Source organism: Streptomyces sp. FXJ1.172 (genome assembly GCF_001636945.3).
GTDB lineage: Bacteria > Actinomycetota > Actinomycetes > Streptomycetales > Streptomycetaceae > Streptomyces.
In genome coordinates, this window is sequence record NZ_CP119133.2 from 7,970,102 (window position 1) to 7,990,889 (window position 20,788).

20 protein-coding genes are annotated in these 20,788 nt (G+C 72.7%); 12 read left to right on the plus strand and 8 right to left on the minus strand.

Annotation, left to right across the window (positions count from 1 at the left end; translation table 11 throughout):
• Nucleotides 1-43 precede the first annotated feature (43 nt).
• From A6P39_RS36035 to A6P39_RS36055, 5 genes are all read left to right on the plus strand, one after another.
• Nucleotides 44-424: a TlpA family protein disulfide reductase gene (locus A6P39_RS36035; RefSeq protein WP_079133644.1), complete on the plus strand. Its 381-nt coding sequence runs from the start codon at nt 44-46 to the stop codon at nt 422-424.
• Nucleotides 425-665: 241 nt separating this feature from the next.
• Complete coding sequence (locus A6P39_RS36040) at nt 666-1,175, plus strand: flavin reductase family protein (protein ID WP_067052091.1); 510 nt, start codon at nt 666-668, stop codon at nt 1,173-1,175.
• A gap of 217 nt (nt 1,176-1,392) precedes the next feature.
• On the plus strand, nt 1,393-2,178 hold the full coding sequence (locus A6P39_RS36045) for an electron transfer flavoprotein subunit beta/FixA family protein (RefSeq protein WP_067052089.1): 786 nt from the start codon (nt 1,393-1,395) through the stop codon (nt 2,176-2,178).
• Between the two features lie 53 nt (nt 2,179-2,231).
• Complete coding sequence (locus tag A6P39_RS36050; RefSeq protein ID WP_067052087.1) at nt 2,232-3,194, plus strand: electron transfer flavoprotein subunit alpha/FixB family protein; 963 nt, start codon at nt 2,232-2,234, stop codon at nt 3,192-3,194.
• Between the two features lie 162 nt (nt 3,195-3,356).
• Nucleotides 3,357-4,655 carry a DUF6986 family protein gene (locus A6P39_RS36055; protein WP_067052085.1) on the plus strand — a complete coding sequence of 433 codons (1,299 nt, stop codon included), beginning with the start codon at nt 3,357-3,359 and terminating at the stop codon, nt 4,653-4,655.
• Between the two features lie 7 nt (nt 4,656-4,662).
• On the opposite strand, the gene A6P39_RS36060 is transcribed toward A6P39_RS36055, so the two are convergent.
• Nucleotides 4,663-5,460 carry a hypothetical protein gene (locus A6P39_RS36060; protein ID WP_067052083.1) on the minus strand — a complete coding sequence of 266 codons (798 nt, stop codon included), beginning with the start codon at nt 5,458-5,460 and terminating at the stop codon, nt 4,663-4,665.
• 7 nt (nt 5,461-5,467) lie between these two features.
• On the minus strand, nt 5,468-6,517 hold the full coding sequence (locus A6P39_RS36065; protein ID WP_067052081.1) for a LacI family DNA-binding transcriptional regulator: 1,050 nt from the start codon (nt 6,515-6,517) through the stop codon (nt 5,468-5,470).
• Nucleotides 6,518-6,748: 231 nt separating this feature from the next.
• Between A6P39_RS36065 and A6P39_RS36070 the strand changes: the two genes are divergently transcribed.
• Entirely contained in the window at nt 6,749-7,702 is a 954-nt protein-coding gene (locus A6P39_RS36070) for an ROK family protein (RefSeq protein WP_067052079.1), read from the plus strand.
• Nucleotides 7,703-7,711: 9 nt separating this feature from the next.
• Here the strand turns inward: A6P39_RS36070 and A6P39_RS36075 are convergent, their stop codons facing one another.
• Nucleotides 7,712-9,739 carry an NPCBM/NEW2 domain-containing protein gene (locus A6P39_RS36075; RefSeq protein WP_199840926.1) on the minus strand — a complete coding sequence of 676 codons (2,028 nt, stop codon included), beginning with the start codon at nt 9,737-9,739 and terminating at the stop codon, nt 7,712-7,714.
• A 213-nt stretch (nt 9,740-9,952) separates the two neighbouring features.
• Nucleotides 9,953-10,735 (minus strand): maleylpyruvate isomerase family mycothiol-dependent enzyme, encoded by a 783-nt coding sequence (locus A6P39_RS36080; RefSeq protein WP_067052076.1) that lies wholly within the window; start codon nt 10,733-10,735, stop codon nt 9,953-9,955.
• A gap of 237 nt (nt 10,736-10,972) precedes the next feature.
• Between A6P39_RS36080 and A6P39_RS36085 the strand changes: the two genes are divergently transcribed.
• Together A6P39_RS36085 and A6P39_RS36090 are read left to right on the plus strand one after the other, a co-directional pair.
• Nucleotides 10,973-11,167: a hypothetical protein gene (locus tag A6P39_RS36085; RefSeq protein ID WP_199840925.1), complete on the plus strand. Its 195-nt coding sequence runs from the start codon at nt 10,973-10,975 to the stop codon at nt 11,165-11,167.
• Nucleotides 11,168-11,310: 143 nt separating this feature from the next.
• On the plus strand, nt 11,311-12,354 hold the full coding sequence (locus A6P39_RS36090; RefSeq protein WP_067052074.1) for an NUDIX hydrolase: 1,044 nt from the start codon (nt 11,311-11,313) through the stop codon (nt 12,352-12,354).
• Between the two features lie 19 nt (nt 12,355-12,373).
• Here A6P39_RS36090 and A6P39_RS36095 read toward each other — a convergent pair whose 3' ends face one another.
• Complete coding sequence (locus A6P39_RS36095) at nt 12,374-13,078, minus strand: MBL fold metallo-hydrolase (protein WP_067052072.1); 705 nt, start codon at nt 13,076-13,078, stop codon at nt 12,374-12,376.
• A 62-nt stretch (nt 13,079-13,140) separates the two neighbouring features.
• The gene (locus A6P39_RS36100) at nt 13,141-14,496 is read right to left on the minus strand and encodes a dipeptidase (RefSeq protein WP_067052070.1); all 1,356 of its coding nucleotides are present in this window, start codon (nt 14,494-14,496) and stop codon (nt 13,141-13,143) included.
• 140 nt (nt 14,497-14,636) lie between these two features.
• On the opposite strand from A6P39_RS36100, the gene A6P39_RS36105 reads away from it, so the two are divergent.
• Nucleotides 14,637-15,878 carry a geranylgeranyl reductase family protein gene (locus A6P39_RS36105; protein ID WP_067052068.1) on the plus strand — a complete coding sequence of 414 codons (1,242 nt, stop codon included), beginning with the start codon at nt 14,637-14,639 and terminating at the stop codon, nt 15,876-15,878.
• Here A6P39_RS36105 and A6P39_RS36110 read toward each other — a convergent pair.
• Nucleotides 15,868-16,317 carry a nitroreductase family deazaflavin-dependent oxidoreductase gene (locus A6P39_RS36110; RefSeq protein ID WP_067052151.1) on the minus strand — a complete coding sequence of 150 codons (450 nt, stop codon included), beginning with the start codon at nt 16,315-16,317 and terminating at the stop codon, nt 15,868-15,870. The genes A6P39_RS36105 and A6P39_RS36110 overlap by 11 nt on opposite strands.
• Nucleotides 16,318-16,443: 126 nt before the next feature.
• Here A6P39_RS36110 and A6P39_RS36115 point away from each other — a divergent pair, with 126 nt between their 5' ends.
• From A6P39_RS36115 to A6P39_RS36125, 3 genes are all read left to right on the plus strand, one after another.
• Nucleotides 16,444-17,130, plus strand: coding sequence for a TetR/AcrR family transcriptional regulator (locus A6P39_RS36115; RefSeq protein WP_067052067.1), 687 nt, complete (start codon nt 16,444-16,446; stop codon nt 17,128-17,130).
• A 140-nt stretch (nt 17,131-17,270) separates the two neighbouring features.
• Complete coding sequence (locus A6P39_RS36120) at nt 17,271-18,509, plus strand: sensor histidine kinase (RefSeq protein ID WP_107304460.1); 1,239 nt, start codon at nt 17,271-17,273, stop codon at nt 18,507-18,509.
• A complete protein-coding gene (locus tag A6P39_RS36125; RefSeq protein ID WP_067052063.1) occupies nt 18,509-19,174 on the plus strand; it encodes a response regulator in 666 nt (221 codons plus the stop codon). Before A6P39_RS36120 ends, A6P39_RS36125 begins: the two co-directional genes overlap by 1 nt.
• A gap of 63 nt (nt 19,175-19,237) precedes the next feature.
• Here A6P39_RS36125 and A6P39_RS36130 read toward each other — a convergent pair whose 3' ends face one another.
• Complete coding sequence (locus A6P39_RS36130) at nt 19,238-20,728, minus strand: MFS transporter (protein WP_067052061.1); 1,491 nt, start codon at nt 20,726-20,728, stop codon at nt 19,238-19,240.
• Nucleotides 20,729-20,788: the final 60 nt, after the last annotated feature.

A 20,788-nucleotide genomic window follows, 5' to 3' on the forward strand; every position in this document is an offset into this window, starting at 1 on the left:
TTGCGCCACCAGGACTCTTCCGCGCGGCGGGAATCTTTGCACGCTGATCAGTGCTGACGCGGATGGTGACCGGAAGTGGCGGAGCGGGAGAGTGCGGGTGCGCGTGCGGGACGACGGCATACGGCTGGGAGCGGCCGAACTGGGCGCCGAACTGGGGGAGCGGGCCACGCTCGTGCAGTTCTCGAGCGCATTCTGCGCGCCCTGCCGGGCCACCCGGCGCGTCCTCGGCGAGGTGGCGGCGATGGTCCCCGGCGTGGCGCACGTCGAGGTCGACGCCGAGGCCCGACTGAGCCTCGTACGCGAGCTGGAGATCCTCAAAACGCCCACCGTGCTCGTCCTCGACGCGGGGGGCCGCGTCGTGCGGCGCGCCACCGGACAGCCCCGCAAGGCCGACGTCATCGCGGCACTGGGGGAGGCCGTGTGAGGGTGCCTCAGAAGCCGGCACGGGGTTCTCCGGATCCCGGACCGCACTTGACTGTGCCCATCACCTATCGTCAGCCTGACCGTATGCCGATCGAACTCCTTCTCTACGGGCGGGCCCACGTCGACCTCGCCCGCACCGCGAGCGCGTGCTGTCCGTGCTGTTGAGCAGCTACGAATCCGCCCCCACTCTCGGCTTCGCTCGAGCGGGGGACCCCAGCCTCCCTCGCCAGAAGGACAATTCCATGACGGCCTCGCCCGAACTCGGCACCCCTCAGCTCGCCTCCCCCGACCTGCTCCGCTCGGTCTTCCGCCGGCACGCGGCCGGTGTGGCGGTGATCACCGCGCGTGGTGCCTCCGGCCCCGTCGGCTTCACCGCCACCTCCCTCACCTCGGTCTCCGCCGAGCCCCCGCTGATCTCCTTCGGTATCGGCACGGGCGCCTCCAGCTGGCCCGCGATCGCCGGGACGGACCATGTCGGCGTGCACATACTCGGTGAGCACCAGAGCGAGCTGGCCGCCACCTTCGCCCGCAGCGGCGCCGACCGCTTCGGCGCGCCCACGGCCTGGCGTGAGGGCCCGGAAGGGGTGCCGGTGCTCGACGACGTGCTCGCCTGGCTGGTCTGCCGGATCACCGCCCGCGTCCCGGCGGGTGATCACCGCATCGTGCTCGCCGAGGTCGTCCTCGGTGACCCGTCCGGCTCCGGCAGCCCGCTGCTGTACCACCAGGGCCGCTTCAACGGCCTGCGGGATTGATCACGCCGCAGTCGCCTGCGCGGCCGTCGAGTTCCGGTTACGCTGCGTTGCAAAGGTCACAGTTCAAAGCGCTTGCTTAGCGGGCAGGAACTGGGTGTACTGGCGAGTAATATTTCGGTCGGAGCGCGCGGACGCCCCGATCGGGATCGGCCGCTTGAGGCGCCTATGCTGCCTGCAAGAGGCAGCCCGGAAATGACGATGCAGTAGGAGAGCCGGCGTGAGCTTGAGGATCGTTGTCACTGTGAAGTACGTGCCCGACGCCACTGGCGACCGGCACTTCGCCGATGACCTGACCGTCGACCGCGACGACGTGGACGGTCTGCTCTCCGAGCTGGACGAGTACGCGGTCGAGCAGGCGCTGCAGATCGCCGAGGACGCGGACGACGCCGAGGTCACCGTCCTGACCATCGGCCCCGAGGACGCCAAGGACGCGCTCCGCAAGGCCCTGTCCATGGGTGCCGACAAGGCCATCCACGTCGAGGACGACGACCTGCACGGCACCGACGCCATCGGCACCTCCCTGGTGCTGGCCAAGGCGATCGAGAAGGCCGGCTTCGACCTGGTCGTCTCCGGCATGGCCTCCACCGACGGCACCATGGGTGTCGTTCCCGCGCTGGTCGCCGAGCGTCTCGGTGTCCCGCAGGTCACCCTGCTGTCCGAGGTCTCCGTCGAGGACGGCACGGTGAAGGGCCGCCGCGACGGCGACGCCGCCTCCGAGCAGCTGGAGGCCTCCCTCCCGGCGCTCGTGTCGGTCACCGACCAGTCGGGCGAGGCGCGTTACCCGTCCTTCAAGGGCATCATGGCGGCCAAGAAGAAGCCGGTGGAGTCCTGGGACCTGTCCGACCTGGACATCGAGGCCGAGGAGGTCGGTCTCGAGGGTGCGTTCACCAAGGTCGAGGCCGCGAACGAGCGTCCGGCGCGCACGGCCGGCACCATCGTCAAGGACGAGGGCGAGGGCGGCAAGCAGCTCGCTGAGTTCCTCGCGAGCCAGAAGTTCATCTAAGGGCTCGCCCCCGCTGACCGCCCCTCAACTTCGTTACGCAGGAGAGCAATCCCATGGCTGAAGTCCTCGTCTACGTCGACCACGTGGACGGTGCCGTCCGCAAGCCGACCCTCGAGCTGCTGACCCTGGCCCGCCGCATCGGCGAGCCCGTCGCCGTCGCGCTGGGCAACGGCGCCGCCGACACCGCCGCCACGCTCGCCGAGCACGGCGCGGTGAAGGTCCTCACCCACGACGCGTCCGAGTACGCCGACTACCTGGTCGTGCCGAAGGTGGACGCCCTGCAGGCCGCCTACGAGGCCGTCTCCCCGGCCGCCGTGCTGGTCCCGTCCTCCGCCGAGGGCAAGGAGATCGCCGCCCGCCTGGCGCTGCGCATCGGCTCCGGCATCATCACCGACGCCGTCGACCTCGAGGCCGGCGACGAGGGCCCGGTGGCCACCCAGTCGGTGTTCGCCGCGTCCTTCACCACCAAGTCCCGTGTCATCAAGGGCACCCCGGTCATCACGGTCAAGCCGAACTCGGCCGCCGTGGAGGCCGCCCCGGCCGCCGGCAGCGTCGAGGCCCTCGCCGTGACCTTCTCGGACAAGGCGACCGGCACCAAGGTCACCGCCCGCACCCCGCGCGAGTCGACGGGCCGCCCGGAGCTGACCGAGGCCGCGATCGTGGTCTCCGGCGGCCGTGGCGTCAACGGCGCCGAGAACTTCTCGATCATCGAGGCCCTCGCCGACTCCCTCGGCGCGGCCGTGGGTGCCTCGCGCGCCGCCGTCGACGCCGGCTGGTACCCGCACACCAACCAGGTCGGCCAGACCGGCAAGTCGGTCTCGCCGCAGCTGTACATCGCCAACGGCATCTCCGGCGCCATCCAGCACCGCGCCGGCATGCAGACCTCCAAGACGATCGTGGCCGTCAACAAGGACGCCGAGGCCCCGATCTTCGAGCTGGTCGACTACGGCGTCGTCGGCGACCTCTTCGACGTCGTCCCGCAGCTCACCGAGGAGATCAAGACCCGCAAGGGCTGAGCCCCTCCCCGGCTGTACCAAGGCCCCTGTGACCGACGCGGTCACGGGGGCCTCGGTGCATCCTGAAGACGGCTCGGTGGGTGTTGACCAGCGGGAACCATGCCGGATAACTTCATCATACGGATTGTTGATTCCGCACAGCGGAAAATTGGAGGGTGTGGGATGGGTCAGCAGGAGAAGGTGGCGACGAGCCTCGCGGGCGCCGTGAGCGAGGAGATCAGCGCCTCCCTCGCACCGGTCGACGCGGAGCTGGAGCGCCGCTACCCCGGGGACCCCGGCACCCGGCAGCCCGTCCACACCGTCTACGTCCCCGGTGACGCCTTCGCCGCCGACACCATCGGCTCCTGGGGCGACCAGGCCCTCGCCGCGCTCGACGAGCACGCCCCCGACGCCGGCTCCTTCGCGGACGTCCTCGGCCTGTCCGGCGAACTGGCCGAACCGGTCTACTCGCGCGTGCGCGCCAAGCTGGAGCGCGAGCCCATCGAGGACCTGCGCGTCGACTTCGAGGACGGCTACGGCCCCCGCCCCGACGCGGAGGAGGACGAGACGGCGGCCCGCGCGGCCCGCCTGATCGCCGAGGCGTACGCGAACGGCACGGCGGCGCCGTACATGGGCATCCGCATGAAGTGCATGGAGGCCGCCGTCCGCGACCGCGGCATCCGCACCCTCGACGTGTTCCTCACCGGCCTGATGGGGGCGGGCGGCCTGCCCGAGGGCCTGGTCCTCACCCTGCCGAAGGTGACGTACGCCGAGCAGGTCGGTGCCTTCGTACGCCTCCTGGAGGCCTTCGAGAAGGCTCACGGCCTCGATGCCGGCCGGCTCGGCTTCGAGATCCAGATCGAGACCAGCCAGTCCATCCTCGCCACCGACGGCACCGCGACCGTCGCCCGGATGATCCAGGCCGCCCAGGGCCGCGCCACCGGGCTGCACTACGGCACCTTCGACTACAGCGCCTGCCTCGGTGTCTCCGCCGCCTACCAGGCCAGCGACCACCCGGCCGCCGACCACGCCAAGGCCGTCATGCAGGTCGCGGCGGCGGGCACCGGCGTCCGGGTCTCCGACGGCTCCACCAACGTGCTGCCCGTCGGCCCGACGGCCAAGGTCCACGACGCCTGGCGCCTGCACTACGGACTCACCCGCCGCGCCCTCGCCCGCGCCTACTACCAGGGCTGGGACATGCACCCGGGGCACATCCCGACCCGCTACGCCGCCGTCTTCGCCTTCTACCGCGAGGGCTTCGAGCAGGCCGCCGGCCGCCTCGCCCGCTACGCCAGCCGGGCCGGCGGGGACGTCATGGACGAGCCCGCCACCGCCAAGGCCCTCAGCGGCTACCTGCTGCGCGGCCTGGACTGCGGCGCCCTGGACATCGCCGAAGTCGCCCGCCTCAGCGGCCTGACCCGCGCCGACCTGGAGGGCTTCGCGGCGCCCCGGCGCGGCGACCTGACGGCCTCCGCGAAGTAGGCGAAGGCTACCTCGAGGCAGGGGGCGACCACACACCGGCGCCCGGGCGTGCGCTCCGCCGCCCGTCGGCGTACGGCTCGAGACCCGATGCCGTCACCCACCGCTGCTCGGCGAACAGCCGCGTGCCCCGCGCGCACAGCCCGGGATCACGGCGGGCCCGCGCACAGAACTCCTCCGGAGTGAGCCCGAACAGCTCGCGCAACGCAGCCGATCCCACGAGGAGTTCGGTGAGGAGCGTGTGCTGGTCGGCGGGATGCCGGCGCGGTGCACCGGCGCCGTCGTGCAGCACCCCGTGCCGGTTGACATAGGCGTAGGCCCCGGTGAGCCGGGAGCCGTCCGGCAGTTCGACCCGCACGTCCGGCGCGGGCAGCCAGGCCCGCCGGAAGTTGCCGCCGGGCAGCGGCACGCCCTCGCTGGCGTCGACCACCGCCAACTGGCGCCGGTCCAGCCAGAGCAGGAACAACTCCCGTGAAGCACCAGGTGACTTGACGGGAGACGCGGAGACATAGCCCATGAGGCTGACGTGTGCCGAGACGCCCACGTCGAGCCCGGACACCCGCGAGCGCACCATCGGCAGGGGGGATCCGATCCCGGACTCGGCCATCTTGTACCGCAGTTGGCCCGGGCAGGCGTTGGAGCCGACGGCGAGCACCGGCGTCCGGTCGTCGTACACCAGGCGTTCCAGCGGGAGCATCCGGTCGCCGTGCAGCAGCCCGGACTCGGCGGGCCAGGCGCCGGGATAGGTCAGCGGATGGTCGCGGGGGGCGTCGGCGAGGCCGAGTTCCTCCAGGGTGCGGCCGGTCACGCGCGGCTCAGTCGGCCGGCGGCAGCTCGCCCGAGCCGCGCGTGATCAGCCGGGTGGGCAGCTCGATGCGCTCCGGGGTGACCAGGCCGCTGTCCAGCTGGCGGAACAGGCGCTCGGCCGCCGTACGGCCGAGGGCGGCCGCGTCCTGGGCGACGACCGTGACACCCGGCTGAAGCAGGTCGGCCAGCTCCAGGTCGTCGAAGCCGACCAGGGCGACGCGGCGCGGATGCTCGGCCAGGACCCGGATCACGGTGACCGTCACCCGGTTGTTGCCCGTGAAGATCGCGGTGACGGGCTCGGGCCGCGACAGCATCTCCTGCGCGGCCCGGCGCACCCGCTCCGGGTTCGTCTGCCCCAGGGACATCCACGCGTCCTCGACGGGTATCCCGGCGTCCTCCATGGCCGCGCGGTAGCCGCGCAGCCGTTCGGCCGCGGTGTGGATGCGGGGCATGTCGCCGATGAACCCGATCCGGCGGTGGCCGTGCGCGATCAGATGGGCCACGCCGTCCCGGGCGCCGCCGAAGTTGTCGGACAGGACCACGTCGGCGTCGATCCGCCCGGCCGGACGGTCCACGAACACGGTCGCCACCCCGGCCCGGATCTCCGGCTCGAGATAGCGGTGGTCGTCCCCGGCCGGGATCACCACCAGCCCGTCCACCCGCCGCGCGCACAGCGCCAGCGCCAGCTCCTGCTCGCGCTCGGGATCCTCGGCGCTGGAGCCGTTGATCAGCAGCGCGCCATGGGCCCGGGCCACCTCTTCCACGGCGCGGCTGAGCGGGCCGTAGAACGGGTCGGCGAGGTCCTCCAGGACCAGGCCGATGCTCGCCGTACGGCCCTTGCGCAGCACCCGCGCACTGTCGTTGCGGCGAAAGCCCAGTGCGTCGATCGCCTCCTGCACCCGGCGTTCGGTGTCCGGCGTGACCCCCGGCTCGCCGTTGACCACCCTGGAGACCGTCTTCAGGCCGACACCCGCCCGCGCCGCCACGTCCTTCATGGTCGGGCGGTTGCCGTAGCGGCTCGCGGGCAGGCGGTCCGAGGAGCGGGTGGTGTCGGGCACGATGCGGCGTCCTGTCCTGTGGTCCGTCTGGTCCGTGTGATCGGTGCGTCCTGAAGGGGGTGGTGCGCCGATCCGGCGTTTGTATGAGGATGTGGCGTCGAGCATAGAGCCTGGACAACGTTGTCAGATGCGAGAGAGACTGTCCACCGCTGTCTGTCGGCCTGCGCCCCCACCGCTTGACCGGCCTGCTTCGCTTTGGTTCTCAAGCTTTGACGGGGAGATCTGACGCTCATGCACACCGACCTCGTGGCGGCCCTGGACATCGGTGGCACCAAGATCGCCGGCGCGCTCGTGGACGGCGACGGCCGGATCCTGGCGCGCGCCCAGCGTGGTACGCCCGCCCAGCAGGACGGTGAAACGGTCATGCTGGCCGTCGAGGAGGTGCTCACCGACCTCGCCGGATCCCCGCTGTGGGACCGGGCCGGCGCCCTCGGCATCGGCAGCGCCGGTCCGGTGGACGCCTCGGCGGGCACCGTCAGCCCGGTGAACGTGCCCGGCTGGCGTGAGTTCCCGCTGGTCGAGCGGGTCCGGGCGGTCACCGGGGGCCTGCCGGTCGAGCTGATCGGCGACGGCGTCGCGATCACCGCGGCCGAGCACTGGCAGGGCGCCGCCCGCGGCCACGACAACGCGCTGTGCATGGTGGTCTCGACGGGCGTCGGCGGCGGCCTGGTGCTGAACGGCCGGCTGCACCCCGGCCCGACCGGCAACGCCGGGCACATCGGCCACATCAGCGTCGACCTCGACGGCGACCCGTGCCCGTGCGGCTCGCGGGGCTGCGTGGAGCGCATCGCCAGCGGGCCCAACATCGCCCGCCGAGCCCTGGAACAGGGCTGGCGGCCGGGCCCCGACGGCGACACCTCCGCCGCCGCGGTGGCCGCCGCCGCCCGCGAGGGCGACCCGGTCGCCGTGGCCTCCTTCGACCGGGCCGCCCAGGCCCTGGCCGCCGGAATCGCGGCCACCGCGACCCTGGTCGAGATCGACATCGCGGTGATCGGCGGCGGCGTCGGCAAGGCGGGCGACATCCTCCTCGCACCGCTGCGCAAGGCGCTCACCGACTACGCGACCCTGTCCTTCGTCCAGCGTCTGACGGTCACCCCCGCACAGATGGGCACCGACGCGGGCCTGGTCGGCGCGGCGGCGGCCGCCCTGGCCCGCCGGCCGGACGCGACGGCGGCGGGGGTCTGAACCCCGGGTTCAGCAACTCACCCGTGCGTCCGCCCAGTCCGCGTGGTCCGAGTCGTTGCCGTCGCCGCCGTCGGTGACGACGAGGCGGACCACCTGGGCGCCGGTGACGTCGGCGGTGATCGGCTGAGCGGGCATCGCGTTGGTCAGGACACCCGTCGAGGCGACCTCGGCGCCGTCCGCCCAGATCTCGAAGGCGACGGTGCCCCGGGTGCCCTTCTCGTCGTCCACGCCGACGTCCGCGCTGACCTTCGTACAGGCCCTGCCGGTGTAGAAGGAGATGTCGCTCGGCGCGTGCGCACCGAGCCCCTTGGCGTACACCGTGGCGCCGATGGTGATCGGGTGTCCGTCGCCCGCGGCGCTCTCCCCGTTGCTGGTGTCGCGTTCCACCGGCCCCCAGCCGTTGGCCGCCGACAGCCAGGGCAGGTCGCTGAGGTACGACGTCCCGGCGGGCGGCCGCACGGCCACGGACGCGGTGACCGGGAGGGTGTCGCTGACCTGCTGACCGGCCGGTGAGCGGTAACGGGCGGTCAGCGTGAGGGCGTAGGAGCCGACCGGTGTCCCGGCCGGTGCGGTCACGCTCCAGCCGGTGCGCAGGGTGCGGCCGGTGGCGAGGGCGGCGGCCGTGGTCGCCGTGGTGGGCCGTAGGGTCCACCCGCCCGGGCCGGTCAGCGATACGGAGACCCGGCGCGCGGGCGTACGGCCGAGGTCGGTGACGGTGCCGGTCAGCGTGACCGGAGTGGCGGCCTCGAGCAACGGGCTGCCGTCCAGGCCGAGTTCGGCGGCCGGGGGCTGGGCCGCCCAGTGCGGGTCGGCGGCGATGCGCAGCAGGGCCGTGCCGTGGGCCGGGACCGTCGCCGCGATGGTGCCCGCGGTGTTGTAGCCACGGTGCTGCCACAGGTCCCGCAAGGTGTACGCGGGGGCGCCGGGCAGGCCCACGGCGCTCGCGGTGGTGGCGATGCGCTGCGCGGTGCCGGACTCGTTGAACAGGGCCACCGCGCGGCTGCCGTCCTTCATCTCCTTGGCGATCACCCAGCGCCCGCCCTCCGAGGAGACGACCGTTCCCTGCTTGCCGAGCGGGTCCTGGTCGACGGCGATGACCTCCTTGTTGTCCAGGATGGCGAGGGTCGCCGGGGAGGCCTTGCGCAGGTCGGTGCCGATGAGCAGCGGCGCGGCCATGACCGACCACAGCGAGAAGTGCGAGCGGTACTCGGTGTCCGTCATGCCGCCGTTGCCGACCTCCAGCATGTCGGGGTCGTTCCAGTGGCCGGGGCCGGCGTAGGGCGCGAGCGGCAGGTTCTGCTTGAGGATCGACACCATCGAACCCCAACTGTCGCTGATGTCACCGGTGGTGCGCCAGAGATGACCGATGTCCGACGCCCACTGCCAGGGCTTGTTCTCACCCCATTCGCAGATGCTGTAGACGATGGGCCGGCCGGTCGCCTTCAGTGCGTCGCGCATGGTCCGGTAGCGCGACTTGGCGTCGACGCCGAGGTTGTTGCAGTTGTCGTACTTCAGGTAGTCCACGCCCCAGTCGGCGAACTGCCGTGCGTCGCTGTACTCGTGGCCCAGAGCGCCCGGAAAACCCGCGCTGTTGCAGGTCTTGACGCCGGCGCTGGTGTAGATGCCGAGCTTGAGGCCTTTGGCGTGGACGTAGTCGGCGACGGCCTTGATGCCGTTCGGGAAGCGGGCCGGGTCGGGCACCAGCTTGCCGTCGGCGTCGCGGTTCGGCAGGGCCCAGCAGTCGTCCAGGTTGACGTACCGGTAGCCCGCGTCCTTCAGGCCCTTGGACACGAAGAGGTCCGCTATCCCCTTGACCATGGCCTCGTTGAAGTCGGCCCGGCAGTGCGTGGAGTTCCAGTTGTTGAAGCCCATCGGCGGAGTGAGGGCGAGGCCGTCGGCCAGGGCGGGGGTGGCGGGGGCGGGGGCCTGCGCGCGGGCCGCGGCGGCGGGGGCGGCGAAGCCCGCCGTGCACAGGAGCCCGGCCGTGAGTGCTCCGAGCAGTCTTCGCCGGGTGGTGCGGGTGTGAGGGTGACGCATCGTTGACGTTCCTCCGACTCGCGATAGGTGGCTGACGACAAGGCGCCGTCTGGGCGTCGTATGTGGGTCAGCTGTGCGCGTTTACGGTAGGAGCTGTCGGACTGTGTTGGAAGAGGTGTGCGTGACTGTTCGATATCTCGTCAAAAGCCTTGACAGCGGGGCCATTTCACTCTTTGTGTCCGCCGAGTGTTCGGATGTGTTGACTTTCGGCCGTCACGACCCGTCGCCGACGCGGCCCCAGCCCGGCAGTGGCGGCTGGGGCCAGGCGGGCGGGCGCGGCAGCGGGCGCGCCGGTCCGCCGGTGGTCAGCGTGCCGGCCTGAAGCCGTCCGGCGAGCCAGCCGAGCACCCGGTGTCCGGCCCCGGCGACCGAGGGACCCTGCGCCGCCAGGTACCATCGCCGGCCGAGATCCACGGCCTCCACCGAGGCGAGCGGGAACCCCTGGGCCCGCAGCGTGCCGAGGGTGTCGTCCAGTGCCCAGGAGACGTATGCGTCCGGCCACCGCTCGGTGCCGTGCCCGACGCCCAGGTCGAGGTGGTGCGTCTCCAGCTCCCGCAGACAGCGCAGCAGGAGGTACCAGGCCGGGTGCCGCCAGCCGGCCAGCGCCGCGACCACCGTGTCCCAAGCGGGAGCGGGCATCGCGCGCGCCTGCCCGGTGAACTGGTCGAGGCTCTCGCGCAGCAGGTCCGTGAGCCGCTCGGCGGACAGCGCCGCGTCCCGCCGCAGCGCCGCGGCCAGCGTCGCCCTGTCCGCGCGCGGGCCCGGCTCACGGCCGGTGCGCGCGAGCCCCAGCAGCCACACATAGGCGTCGGCGCTGTGGGCGACATGGGCGAGCACATGCCCGCGCGTCCATCCGGGCAGCGCCGACGGGGCGCGCAGTTCGGCGTCGGACAGCGCGGCGGCAGCCGCTACGAGCCTCTCGCCCGAGCGCGTCACGAGGTCGAGGGGATCGCCGTCGGGGCCGGCGGCCGGGAGGCCGCTCACCTGCACGCGCATACGACCTCGACCTCGATCCGTCCGGCATGGGGCGTGGACGGCGGCGGGGCACCGGCCCGGCGCCGTCGCGCTTGAACGTTCCGCCCGGACGATATCCGTCGGATGATCGCCGTGACCACGCGTTTTCCGGCCCCCGCACCGACGAGGACCGGCCTGGCACCGGCCCGGGACCGGCCCGATGGGCGGAACCGCCGCGGTTCGCGTGACCCTTGCGCCGTCGGCGTAGTTGATCAGCCCATGAAGAAGCGCAGCATCCTCGCCCTCGCCACCTTGGCCACCGGCTTCGTCGTGGCCGCCGTCACCCCCTCGCCCGAGGCGCACAACGCGTCGTTGGGCGACCTCAGCGTCCCGGACTCCCTCCACTCGGCCGGTGACCTCGTCTCCCAGGACAGCCTGGCCCCCGCCGACGCCCCCACCCCCGGGCTGGAGTAGGCCCGGCGGCCCATGGCGTGTGTGCCGGTGTCCCCGCCGCAGGGGGCACCGGCACTCGTGTGCGGGCACCCTCACCGGGGCGGGGTTTCCGTGGCAGGGTGTTGCGGGCAAGCCACAGGGGGCCAACAGAAGAGGGGGAGTCCGTGACCGTCGTCTGGATCAACGGCGCGTTCGGTGCGGGGAAGACCACAACCGCACGGGAGCTGATCGAACTGATCCCGAACAGCACGCTCTTCGACCCCGAGCTGGTCGGCGGGTCGCTCACGCACCTGCTGCCGCCCAAGCGCCTCGCCGAGGTCGGCGACTTCCAGGACCTGCCGATCTGGCGCCGGCTGGTCGTCGACACGGCCGCGGGGATGCTCGCGGAGCTGGGCGGGACCCTCGTGGTGCCGATGACCCTGCTCCGTCAGGAGTACCGCGACGAGATCTTCGGCGGCCTCGCCGCCCGCAGGATCGCCGTGCACCATCTGCTCCTCGCCCCGGCCGAAACGATACTGCGCGAGCGGATCGCCGGCCGTGAGGTTCCGGCCGACCTGCCCGACGGCGAGATACGGATACGGCAGTGGGCGTACGACCACATCGAGCCCTACCGCGCCGCCCTCGCCTCGTGGCTCGCCGCCGACGCCCACCTCGTCGACACCAGCGCCCTCACCCCGTACGACACCGCCGTCCGCATCGCCGACGCCGTCGCCGGCGGTGCCGTACCCCCCTGCGACATCGTCCAGACCCCCGAGCCGACCGCGGAGACGCTCGCCGCCGGGGTGCTGCTCTTCGACGAGCACGACCGGGTGCTGCTCGTGGACCCCACCTACAAGCCCGGCTGGGAGTTCCCGGGCGGTGTGGTGGAGCGCGGCGAGGCACCGGCCCGCGCCGGGATGCGCGAGGTCGCCGAGGAGACCGGGATAGAGCTGCGGGACGTGCCCCGGCTGCTGGTGGTGGACTGGGAGCGGCCCGCACCGCCCGGCTTCGGCGGGCTGCGGCTGCTGTTCGACGGCGGCCGGCTCGAGCCCCGCGAGGCGTCCCGGGTGCTGCTGCCGGGCCCGGAGCTGCGCGGCTGGCGCTTCGCCACCGAGCAGGAGGCCGCCGGAATGCTCCCGCCGGTCCGCTACGAGCGGCTGCGCTGGGCCCTGCGGGCCCGTGAGCGGGGGACTGTGCTGTATCTGGAGGGCGGCGTGCCGGTCGGGTGATCCGGGGTGCGCCCGGTGATCAGGAGGTGGCCGCCACCTCGCGCAGGGCCGCGGCGGCGTCCTTCAGGACCGGGTCGCCGTGTCCGAAGCACGCCACGGCCGCGTCCAGCTCGGCCAACTGCCGTACGGAGGCGAGGAGTCGGGGGCGGTCGAGGTTGAACACACCCGGCAGCACCGCGCCGTCGGCCGGCGAGGCCGCCACCGTGTCCCCGGTGAACAGCACGCCCTCGGCGGGCAGGAACAGCGCGATGCTGCCGTCCGTGTGCCCCGGGACATGGATCACCCGGGCCCCGCCGCCGAAGCCGAGGACGTCGCCGTCCGACACCTCGGTGACCGAGGCGGGCGGCATCGGCGATCCCTGGGGCAGCTGCCTGACCGCCGCGGCGTGGACCGGCAGCTCCCAGTCCTCGAACAGCGGCGGCGGGCCGGGCAGTTCACCGCGGACGAACGGAGCGTCCAGATGGTGCGCCAGCACCTCGGCACCGCTCAGCGCGGCGAACTCGCCCGCCCCGCCCGCGTGGTCCTCGTGGAAATGCGTCAGCACGATCCGCCGTACGTCCGCGGGCGCGCGGCCCTGCGCCGTGATCGCGTCGGCGATCGTCCGGCCGGCGCCGAGCGCGCCGGCATCGATCAAGGTCAACTCCTCGCCGTCGCGCCAGAGATAGGCCTGGCCGACGGGGAAGCGCAGCAGGTGCAGCCTGGGCAGCAGTTCGATGACGTCCATGGGCCGACCGTAGGCAGCGCCCCCGCCCGCGGGCGAGGGCGCTCTGCGGCGGGCAGAAGCGGTCAGCCGGCCGCGTAGTTGCGCAGGAACAGCGCCTCGGCGACCGACAGCCGCTCCAGCTCCTCGGGCGAGACGCTCTCGTTGACCGCGTGGATCTGCGCCTCCGGCTCGCTGAGGCCGATCAGCAGGATCTCCGCCTGCGGGTACAGGCCGGCCAGGGTGTTGCACAGCGGGATGGAGCCACCCTCGCCCGCGTACTGCATGGTCTCACCCGGGTAGGCGACCGCCATCGCGTCGGCCATCGCCTGGTACGCCGGGCTGGTGGCGTCGGCGCGGAAGGCCTGGCCCTGGCCGATCTGCTCGGTGGTGACCCGGGCGCCCCAGGGGGTGTGTGCCTGGACGTGCGCCTGGAGCAGCTTGGTCGCCTCCGTGGCGTCCACGCCCGGCGGCACCCGAAGGCTGATCAGCGCGCGGGCGCTCGAGTGCACGGACGGGGTGGCGCCGACGACCGGCGGGCAGTCGATGCCGAGGACGGTGACGGCGGGCCGGGCCCAGAGGCGGTCGGCGACCGAGCCGCTGCCGATCAGCCCGACCTCGTCGAGCACCTTGGCGTCCGCGCGGAACTGCTCCTCGGTGTACTCCAGGCCCTCCCACGTCCCCGTGGCGTCAAGACCGTCGACCGTCGTGGAGCCGTCCTCGGCGCGCAGCGAGTCCAGCACGCGGATCATCGCGGCGAGCGCGTCCGGAGCGGCGCCGCCGAACTGGCCGGAGTGCAGATTGCCCGCGAGGGTGTCGATCCGCACCCGGACCAGGGTCATGCCGCGCAGCGTGGTGGTCACCGTCGGCAGGCCGACGCGGAAGTTGCCCGCGTCGCCGATCACGATGGTGTCGGCCTCCAGCAGCTCCGGGTGCTCCTCGGCGTACCGCTCCAGGCCGCCCGTGCCCTGCTCCTCGGAGCCCTCGGCGATCACCTTGATGTTCACCGGGACGCCGCCGTTCGCCTTCAGGGCGCGCAGCGCGAGCAGGTGCATGATCACGCCGCCCTTGCAGTCGGCGGCCCCGCGGCCGTACCAGCGGCCGTCGCGCTCGGTCAGCTCGAACGGCGGGGTGGACCAGCCCGCCTCGTCCAGCGGCGGCTGCACGTCGTAGTGCGCGTAGAGAAGAACCGTTTTGGCGCCCTCGGGGCCCGGCAGGTAGCCGTAGACGGACTGCGTGCCGTCCGGGGTGTCGAGCAGGGCCACGTCGACGAAACCCTCGGCGCGCAGCGCGTCGGCGACCCAGTTCGCGGCGGCCTCGCTCTCGCTCTTCGGGAACTGCGTGAAGTCCGCCACCGACTTGAACGCGACCAGCTCCGCCAGCTCCGCCCTGGCTCGGGGCATCAGCGAGGCGACGGTCTCGGCGACCGGATTCGACGACATGGGCACGCTCCTCGTGGGTGCGACGTTGAACAGCTCGAACAGGGTGTGTGCCCCCGATACTCCCACAGTGGCCTGCGACGACTCCGCCGTAGGATGCGAGGGACACTACGGCAGCGGCTGGATCGGAGCGGTAGACCAACGTGAGCGGCGAGAACTCTTCGGCGGACGGCGTTCAGCAGGTGTGGGACGTCGTCGTGGTGGGCGCGGGACCCGCGGGGGCCTCGGCCGCCTATGCGGCCGCGGTCGCAGGGCGGCGCGTGCTGTTGCTGGAGAAGGCCGAGCTGCCGCGCTACAAAACCTGCGGCGGCGGCATCATCGGCCCCTCCCGTGACGCGCTGCCCCCCGGCTTCGAGCTGCCCTTCCGTGACCGGGTGCACGCGGTCACCTTCTCCCACAACGGGCGTTTCACCCGTACCCGCCGGGCCAAGCAGATGCTGTTCGGTCTGGTCAACCGCGCGGAGTTCGACCAGCAGCTGGTCGAGCACGCCCAGAAGGCGGGCGCCGAGCTGCGTACGGGCGTCACGGTGCAGCGGGTGGAGCAGCACGGCTCGGCGGTCCCAGACCGGCGCACGGTCGCCGTCGTCCTCCAGGGCGGGGAGACGGTGCTGGCCCGCGCGGTCGTCGGCGCCGACGGCAGCGCCAGCCGCATAGGAGCGCATGTCGGGGTGAAGCTGGACCAGGTGGATCTCGGCCTCGAGGCGGAGATCCCGGTCCCGGAGCCGGTCGCCGAGGACTGGAAGGGCCGCGTCCTCATCGACTGGGGCCCGATGCCGGGCAGTTACGGCTGGGTGTTCCCGAAGGGTGACACCCTGACGGTCGGTGTGATCTCCGCGCGCGGCGAAGGCGCCGCCACGAAGCGGTATTTGGAGGACCTCATCGCCCGGCTCGGCCTGTCCGGCTTCGAGCCCGCCGTCTCCTCCGGGCATCTGACCCGCTGCCGCGCGGACGACTCGCCGCTGTCCCGGGGGCGGGTGCTGGTCTGCGGTGACGCGGCCGGCCTGCTGGAGCCGTGGACCCGCGAGGGCATCTCCTTCGCGCTGCGCTCGGGCCGGCTCGCGGGGGAGTGGGCCGTCCGGATCGCCGAGGCGCACGACGCGGTCGACACCCGCCGCCAGGCGCTGAACTACGCGTTCGCGGTCAAGGCCGGGCTCGGCGTCGAGATGAGCGTCGGCAAGCGGCTGCTGACCGTGTTCGAGAAGCGTCCCGGCCTCTTCCACGCGGGCCTCACCGGCTTCCGCCCCGCCTGGCGGGCGTTCCGGGAGATCACCCAGGGCAAGAACTCGCTCGGTGAGATGGTCCGTTCCCACCCGCTCGCCCAGCGCGCCCTGACCGCGATGGACCGGGGGCAGGACGCCCCGGCTCAGGATCCGGTCAGTTCGTGACGGTGATGTGGAAGACGGGGTGGTCGGGGGCGATCCGGCGCAGGTCCTCGTCCGGGGAGTCGGGACCGACGCCGTTGAAGAAGACACCGACCTCCGCCTTCCAGCGCTTGAGGTAGGCGCGCAGCAGCGGGACCTTGTCGTCGTCGGCCACCTCGGTGGCGGCGAAGACGTCCACGTTCCTGCCGAGCCGCAGCTCGCCGCCGCCCGCCGCCCGCATGTTGCGGGTCCACTGGACGTGACCGCGCGGGGCGATCAGGTACTGCTGCCCGTCCACCGTCAGCAGGTTCACCGGAGTCGTGCGCCATTCTCCGCTCTTGCGTCCCCGCACGGCGAGGACCCGGGAGCCCCAGACGCTGATGCCGCGCCCGGTGAGCCAGGCCACCGCCCGGTTGAAGACATGGACGGTGAACCAGCCCGGCTTCTTGACGTGTGACGACATGGTGACCCCCACGGTTTGGGAGAGCGGTGCTCTCGGACGGCTCCAGTGTGGGGCAGGCCGGTACGAGAAAGCAAGAGCGGTGCTCTCTTTTGTGTGCACCGCTCTCTTTCGTGGCAGACTTCCGGTATGAGCACCCCACAGGGCGCCCGGGCGCGGGCCAGGATCGAAGTCACGGCCGCGATCAAGGAAGCGGCCCGCAGACAGCTGGCGCAGGAGGGCGCGGCAAAGCTCTCGCTGCGGGCCGTCGCCCGCGAGCTGGGCATGGTCTCGTCGGCCCTGTACCGCTACTTCCCCAGCCGCGACGAGCTGCTGACCGCCCTGATCATCGACGCCTACGACTCCCTCGGCGAGGCCGCCGAGCGGGCGGGCGCCGCGGTGTCCGGCGCCGCGCCGGCGGCCCGGTGGACCGCCGTGTGCGAGGCGGTGCGCGGCTGGGCGCTCGCGCATCCGCACGAGTACGCGCTCATCTACGGCTCGCCCGTGCCCGGCTACTCGGCGCCCGAGACCACCGTCCCGGCCGCCTCCCGCGTCGGCCTGCTCCTCATCGGCATCATCCGTGACGCCCACGAGGGCCCGGGCCTCGCCGGCCTGCCCCTGCCCGCCGCCGTGCGCCCCGAGGCCGAGCGCCTGGCCGCCGACCTCGCCCCCGATCTGCCCCCCGAGGTCGCCGTGGCGATGGTGGCGGCCTGGGCGCAGTTGTTCGGGCTGGTGGGCTTCGAGCTGTTCGGCCAGTTCAACAAGGTGGTGGAGGACCGGGAGGCCTTCTTCCGGCACGCGGTGACGGGGCTGGCGCACAGTGTGGGGCTGCGGTAGGCGGCACGGGTGGGGGCGCCGCCGGGTCCGGCGCGGGCGTCGTCGCACCTCGAGGGAGGCGCCGTACTCCCCGGGGAGTACGGGTGATCACCTCGACCGGCTGACGCCCTTGCGTGCCGGCGGCGTCTAGCGTGGCGGGCATGGAAGAGCAGCACGCGCCCGCGCCGTGGTGGCGGTACGGGCCTTGGTGGTCGCGGTACGGGCCGCCGTGGAGAGGCGGCCCGGACGACGCGCAGCCGCGCAGCGGTCCCCGCTGGCCCTGGCGCTCCACCGCGCTGTTCACCGCCTTCGTGCTGATCGGCAGCAACTTCGCCGGGCACGGCCAGCAGCACCGGGTGCCGCTCGACCCCTACGCGCGCGTGCTGCTGCTCGCCGCCTCGCTCCTGCTGCTGTGGCGGCACCGCCACCCGGTGGCCGTGGCGTTCGGCACCGCGACGGTGACCCTCGGCTATCTGGCCGCGGGCTACCCGTACGGGCCGGTCTACCTCACCGTCGCGGTGAGCTGCTTCAGCGCCGTGGTCGCCGGACACCGGCGGGCCGCCTGGGTGGCCGTGGGACTGCTGTGGGCGGGACACGCCCTGGTCGCGCTCTGGCTCTACCGCTGGCTGCCGCCCTCGGGGGACAAGGGTGCGGGCCTCGCCCAGGAGATCGTCATCGCCACCTGGGTGCTGGCCGTCGTCGCCCTGTCCGAACTGGCCCGGGTGCGGCGCGAGCAGTGGGCGCGGGAGCGCGCCGACCGGGTCGAGGCCGCCCGGCGGCGCGCGGACGAGGAACGGCTGCGGATCGCCCGCGAGCTGCACGACGTCCTCGCGCACAGCATCTCCGTCATCAACGTCCAGGCCGGCATGGGACTCGCGCTGCTCGACAGCGACCCCGAGCAGGCACGGGCCGCGCTCACGACGATCAAGGCCGCGAGCAAGGAGGCCCTCGGCGAAGTGCGTCAGGTGCTCGACACACTGCGCGCCTCCGGCGCCGCCCCGCGCACCCCCGCGCCGGGCCTCGACCGGCTGCCGGAGCTGGTGGCACAGGCGGCGGCCGCCGGTCTGACCGTCGAGGTCGAGGGCGAGCCGCCGCAGCTGCCGCCGGGCGCCGACCTGGCCGCCTTCCGCATCGTGCAGGAGGCCCTGACGAACGTCGTACGGCATTCCGGCTCGCGGCACGCGCGCGTGGTGTTCGCCCACGACGGCGACGCGCTGCGGCTGCGCATCGACGACGACGGACCCGCCACCGGAGCCGACGCCGGGGGCAGTGGGAACGGGCTGGCCGGGATGCGGGAGCGGGCCGCCGCGCTCGGTGGCACCATCGAGGCCGGCCCGCGCCCCGACGGCGGCTTCCGGGTGCTCGCCGTACTGCCGTCGCATCTCAGGGAGGACCAGTAGTGATCCGGGTACTGCTCGCCGACGACCAGTCGCTCGTGCGGGCCGGTTTCAGAGCGCTGCTCGACGCGCAGCCGGACATCGAGGTGGCCGGCGAGGCGGCCGACGGCGAGGAGGCGTCGCGCCTGGTGCGTGAACTGGCGCCGGACGTCGTCCTGATGGACATCCGTATGCCCCTGCTGGACGGCCTGGCCGCCACCCGGCGCATCACCGGCGACGCGGGGCTGAAGGACGTCAGGGTGGTCATGCTCACCACCTTCGAACTGGACGAGTACGTCTTCGAGGCGATCCGTTCCGGCGCCTCCGGCTTCCTGGTGAAGGACACCGAGCCGGAGGAACTCGTGCGCGCCGTACGGGCGGTGGTCGAGGGCGCCGCCTTGCTCTCGCCGGGCGTCACCCGCCGTCTGATCGCCGAGTTCGCGGCCCGTTCCAAGGAGCCCGCGGCGGCCGACGCCCTTGCCCGGCTCACCGAGCGGGAGCGGGAGGTGATGGCGCTGGTCGGCATCGGCCTGTCCAACGAGGAGATCGCCCGCCGGCTGGTGGTGAGCCCGCTCACCGCGAAGACCCATGTGAGCCGCGCGATGGTGAAGCTGGGCGCCCGGGACCGCGCCCAACTCGTCGTGCTGGCCTACGAGTCGGGGCTGGTACGACCCGGCTGGCTGGGCTGAACGGCGGCTGCGCCGCCCGGGGTGTCGCAGGTGCACGGCCGTGCGGGAACGTGACGACAGGGTCTAGTCGCGGACCGGCACGCGCTCCGCTTCCGCCGCCGTCATGGTGGATCCGGTGACCACGAGAGACGGCTGGCTGCGACGACCGCGCAGGCCTGTGAGGGTGATCAGCAGGCCGGCCAGGGCGATGCCCGTGACGACGAGGAAGCCGGGGCGGTAGCTGTCGAGGACGGCCTGCGGGCTGGCGTGCGCGGGGGCGCCCGCGGTGACCACGGCCGTCACGACCGCCAGGAAGAGCGCACCGCCCACCTGCACCGAGGTGTTGAGAAGACCGGAGACCATGCCCTGCTCGTGGTCCTCGACCCCGTTGGTGGCCTGGATGTTGAGCGAGGGGAAGACCAGCGCGCACGCCGCACCGATCAGCAGCATGGACGGCAGGACGACGGCCGCGTACACCGGGTCGAGGTCGACGCGCAGGAACAGGGCGTACCCGAGGGCCATGAAGGCGAAGCCGAGCGCGATCAGCCGCGGGGTGCCGAACCGGTCGACGATCGCGCCGACCTTCGTGGAGGACACCGCCACCAGCGCGCCGGCCGGCAGGAACGCGAGCGCCGTGTGCAGCGCCGACCAGCCGAGCAGGGACTGCATGTAGAGCGTCGTCAGGAACTGGAAGCCCACGTACGAGCCGAAGAAGGCGATCGCGCCGAGCTGGGCGCGGACCTGGCTGCCCGAGCGGAGCACGCCCAGCCGGATCAGCGGGCTCGGCGAGCGCCGCTCCACCAGGACGAAGGCCGTGAGCAGCACCGCGACGGCGAGGAACGACAGCAGCGTACGGGCCGAGGCCCAGCCGGCCTCGGGGGCCTGGACGACGGTGTACACCAGCAGCAGCATCGAGGCCGTGCCCAGGACGGCGCCGGGGATGTCGTAGCCGTCGTGGTTCTCCTCGCGGGCGCTGCGCGGCAGCAGCCTCAGGCCCGCGACCAGCGCGATCAGGGCGATCGGCGCGGGCAGCAGCATGGTGAAGCGCCAGCTGGCCTCGGTGAGCAGACCGGAGAGCACCAGGCCCATGGAGAAGCCGGTGGCGGCGCAGGTGGTGTAGATGGACAGGGCCCGGTTGCGCAGCGGGCCCTCCGGGAACGTGGTGGTGATGATCGACAGTCCGGCCGGTGCGGTGAAGGCCGCGCTCAGGCCCTTGATGAAGCGGCTGGCGATCAGCAGCGGACCGGAGTCCACGAGACCGCCGAGCAGCGAGGCGAGCGCGAAGACACCGAGCGCGACGAGGAACACCTGGCGCCGGCCGAGCAGATCGGCGGTGCGTCCGCCGAGGAGGAGCAGGCCTCCGTAGCCCAGGATGTAGCCGCTGACGATCCATTGCAGCGTCGACGTGAACAAGTGGAGATCGGAGCCGATGGACGGGAGTGCGACACCGACCATCGACACGTCCAGCGCGTCCAGGAACATCGCGGCGCAGAGCACCAGCAGGGTGCCCCACAGGCGAGGAGTCCAGCGGACGGCCGGGGACGGGACCGCGGAGGAGGTGAGCGGAGAGGTCATGCCGGCGACACTACATGCACATGCATCTCATGCAAATGCATTTAATTACGATGCAACAAT